The organism is Streptomyces sp. NPDC058877 (assembly GCF_042742855.1).
GTDB lineage: Bacteria > Actinomycetota > Actinomycetes > Streptomycetales > Streptomycetaceae > Streptomyces.
Map to the genome: position 1 here is coordinate 1 of NZ_JBHYMF010000331.1, position 3872 is coordinate 3872.

4 protein-coding genes are annotated in these 3872 nt (G+C 72.2%); all 4 read left to right on the forward strand.

Annotated elements, in window-relative coordinates; translation table 11 throughout:
* Positions 1–208 precede the first annotated feature (208 nt).
* The 4 genes from aroC to aroQ are packed head-to-tail and all read left to right on the forward strand — an operon-like array spanning position 209 to position 3454.
* A complete protein-coding gene (gene aroC, locus ACFW2Y_RS34980) occupies positions 209–1393 on the forward strand; it encodes a chorismate synthase (protein WP_384887542.1) in 1185 nt (394 codons plus the stop codon).
* Entirely contained in the window at positions 1390–1908 is a 519-nt protein-coding gene (locus ACFW2Y_RS34985) for a shikimate kinase (protein WP_384887545.1), read from the forward strand. Before aroC ends, ACFW2Y_RS34985 begins: the two co-directional genes overlap by 4 nt.
* A complete protein-coding gene (aroB, locus tag ACFW2Y_RS34990; protein ID WP_384887548.1) occupies positions 1905–3002 on the forward strand; it encodes a 3-dehydroquinate synthase in 1098 nt (365 codons plus the stop codon). The genes ACFW2Y_RS34985 and aroB overlap by 4 nt, the downstream gene beginning before the upstream one ends.
* Positions 3003–3007: 5 nt before the next feature.
* Entirely contained in the window at positions 3008–3454 is a 447-nt protein-coding gene (gene aroQ / locus ACFW2Y_RS34995) for a type II 3-dehydroquinate dehydratase (protein WP_384887550.1), read from the forward strand.
* The last annotated feature ends 418 nt before the right edge of the window (positions 3455–3872 follow it).

Genomic DNA, 3872 nt, shown 5'->3' on the forward strand with positions numbered 1-3872 from the left:
GTCCTGAGCCGCGCAAGCACGGCCCGCCGCGCGACCGGCGGGCCGTGCTCACCGCTGCGCTCCCTCCCGAACGGCACGGCACGCAGGGTCCGCCCCTTGGACCCGGGCCGGGGAAACCCCCGGGGCATGGGAGGATCGGAGGTGGCGGGCCCGGGCCGCGCACCCGGTCGTGCCGTCGCAGTGCCAGGCGCGAGCATGAGGAGCATCGTTGAGCAGGTTGCGTTGGCTGACCGCCGGGGAGTCCCACGGACCCGCGTTGGTCGCGACCCTGGAGGGTCTTCCGGCTGGTGTTCCGGTCACCACTGAGCTGGTGGCCGACCACCTGGCGCGGCGTCGTTTGGGTTATGGGCGTGGTGCGCGGATGAAGTTCGAGCGGGACGAGGTCACGTTCCTCGGTGGTGTGCGGCACGGGTTGTCGTTGGGTTCTCCGGTTGCGGTGATGGTGGGCAACACGGAGTGGCCCAAGTGGGAGAAGGTGATGTCGGCGGATCCGGTGGATCCTTCGGAGTTGAAGGAGACGGGGCGTAATGCGCCGTTGACGCGGCCGCGTCCGGGGCATGCGGATCTGGCGGGCATGCAGAAGTACGGTTTCGACGAGGCGCGGCCGGTCTTGGAGCGGGCCAGTGCGCGGGAGACGGCCGCGCGTGTGGCGTTGGGGGCGGTGGCCCGGTCGTTCGTGAGGGAGGCGGCCGGGATCGAGGTCGTGAGCCACGTGGTGGAGCTGGCGTCGGCGAAGGCTCCGTACGGGGTGTACCCGACTCCGGGTGATGTGGAGCGCTTGGATGCGGATCCGGTGCGTTGTCTGGACGCGGATGCGTCGAAGGCGATGGTCGCGGAGATCGATCAGGCCCACAAGGACGGCGACACCCTGGGCGGTGTGGTGGAGGTGTTGGCCTACGGGGTGCCGGTGGGGCTGGGGTCGCACGTGCACTGGGACCGGCGGCTCGATGCCCGGTTGGCGGGTGCGTTGATGGGCATCCAGGCGATCAAGGGCGTCGAGGTGGGCGATGGCTTCGAGTTGGCGCGGGTGCCGGGGTCGCGGGCGCACGACGAGATCGTGCGGACCGGTGAGGGCTTGGGGCGTGCTTCGGGGCGTTCGGGGGGGACCGAGGGTGGTTTGAGCACGGGCGGGTTGTTGCGGGTGCGGGCGGCGATGAAGCCGATCGCGACGGTTCCGCGTGCGTTGGCCACGGTGGACGTGGCCACGGGTGAGGTGGCTGCGGCGCATCATCAGCGTTCTGATGTGTGTGCGGTTCCGGCGGCGGGCATCGTGGCGGAGGCGATGGTGGCGTTGGTGTTGGCGGATGCGGTGCTGGAGAAGTTCGGTGGGGACAGCGTGTCCGAGACCCGCCGCAACGTCCGGTCCTACCTCGACCACCTCCACATCCGGTGACCGGCGGGCCCCAGATCGTCCTCGTCGGCCCCATGGGCTCCGGCAAGTCCACGGTGGGCGCGCTCCTGGCCGCACGGCTCGGCGCGCCCTACCGGGACACCGACGCCGACATCGTCGCCGCCGAGGGACGGGAGATCTCCGACATCTTCGTCGAGGACGGCGAAGAGCACTTCCGGGCCCTGGAGCGGGCCGCGGTCGCCAGGGCCGTCGCGGAGCACACCGGTGTCCTCTCCCTCGGCGGGGGCGCGATCCTCGACCCCGACACCCGCGCCCTGCTGACCGGCCGGCCCGTCGCGTACCTCTCCATGGACGTGGAGGAGGCCGTACGCAGGGTCGGACTCAACACCGCCCGCCCGCTGCTCGCCGTCAACCCGCGCCGCCAGTGGCGCGAGCTGATGGAGGCGCGCCGGCATCTGTACACCGAAGTCGCACGGGTCGTCGTCGCCACGGACGACCGCACCCCCGAAGAGGTCGCCCAGGCGGTCCTCGACGCACTGGAGTTGAAGGACGTATGACGGAGCAGGACCAGGTGACCCGCATCCAGGTCGGCGGTTCCGCGGGCACGGACCCGTACGAGGTGTTGGTCGGGCGGCAGCTGCTCGGCGAGCTCCCCGGTCTCATCGGCACCCAGGCCAAGCGGGTCGCCGTGATCCACCCGGAGGCGCTGGCCGAGACCGGCGAGGCGCTCCGTGCCGACCTCGCGGACCAGGGCTACGAGGCGGTCGCCATCCAGGTGCCGAACGCCGAGGAGGCGAAGACGGCCGAGGTCGCCGCCTACTGCTGGAAGGCACTGGGGCAGACCGGCTTCACCCGCAGCGACGTCGTCGTCGGCGTCGGCGGCGGTGCCACCACCGACCTGGCGGGCTTCGTGGCGGCCACCTGGCTGCGGGGCGTGCGCTGGATCGCGGTGCCGACCACGGTCCTGGCCATGGTCGACGCCGCCGTCGGCGGCAAGACGGGCATCAACACCGCCGAGGGCAAGAACCTCGTCGGAGCCTTCCACCCGCCGGCCGGGGTGCTGTGCGACCTCGCGGCGCTCGACTCCCTGCCGGTGCACGACTACGTCAGCGGTCTCGCGGAGATCATCAAGGCCGGCTTCATCGTCGACCCGGTGATCCTCGACCTCATCGAGGAGGACCCGCAGGGCGCCCGCACCCCCACCGGGCCGCACACCGCCGAGCTGCTCGTCCGCTCGATCAAGGTCAAGGCCGAGGTCGTCTCCGGCGACCTCAAGGAGTCCGGCCGCCGGGAGATCCTCAACTACGGCCACACCCTCGCCCACGCCATCGAGAAGAACGAACGGTACAAGTGGCGCCACGGTGCCGCCGTCTCCGTCGGCATGGTTTTCGCCGCCGAGCTCGGTCGCCTCGCCGGGCGCCTCGACGACGCCACCGCCGACCGGCACCGGGCGATCTTGGAGTCCGTCGGACTGCCGCTCACCTATCGCGGTGACCAGTGGCCGAAGCTCCTGGAGACGATGCGGGTCGACAAGAAGTCCCGCGGTGACCTGCTGCGCTTCATCGTCCTGGACGGGCTCGGCAAGCCGACCGTCCTGGAGGGCCCCGACCCGGCCGTGCTGATCGCGGCCTACGGCGAGGTGTCCGCGTGAGCGAGGTGCGTACGGGCCGTCCGGTCCTCGTGCTGAACGGCCCGAACCTGGGCCGCCTCGGCTCGCGCGAACCCGACATCTACGGAGCCACCTCCTACAAGGGACTCGTCGACTCCTGCCGAACCCTCGGCGCGGAGCTCGGCTTCGACGTCGACGTCCGGGAGACCAACGACGAGGGCCAGATGATCCGCTGGCTGCACGAGGCGGCGGACGGATCGATTCCGGTGGTGATCAACCCCGGCGCCTTCACGCACTACTCGTACGGGATGCGGGACGCGGCCGCCCAGCGGACCGCCCCCCTGATCGAGGTGCACATCTCGAACCCGTACGCCCGCGAGGAGTTCCGACACACCTCGGTCATCGCGGCCGTGGCGACCGGAACGGTCGCCGGCTTCGGGATCGGTTCCTACCGGCTGGCGCTGCGGGCGCTCGCCGAGGAACTCGCCGGCTGAGGACACGGGCACCAGGGGGCGTCCCCGACCGTTCCCCCTTCGGACGGGGCGGGACGGTAACGTTCCGTCTCCCCGGACACACCGGTCCGAGGAGCGAGCAGGTGTACGAGACGGAGTGGCGCCGGATGCAGCACGCAGTGGGGGGCCCGCTGCCACCGCCCGAGCGGGCGGACCGGGGGAGCGACCCCGGCAGCGGATCGAAACCGGACCCGACGTCCGGGGCGGAATCCGCTCCGGGGGCGGTCGGGGAACCGGCCGGGCAGCCGCCCGTCCCCCCGGCGGTCGCATCCCGACCGCCACAGTCGCCCGCCGTGCCCCGGCCCGGGGCGCACCCCGTGGCACCGGCCGGTCCTCCCCGGCCCGCGCACGCGCCGCCGCCGCCGGTGCCGCCCGGCTGGGGCGCCACCGGCGGCACGCC

What these genes read in the sequence shown, in the direction of transcription:
- aroB (WP_384887548.1), top strand. Translation starts at nt 1,905, where the DNA reads ATGACGGAGCAGGACCAGGTGACCCGCATCCAGGTCGGCGGTTCCGCG.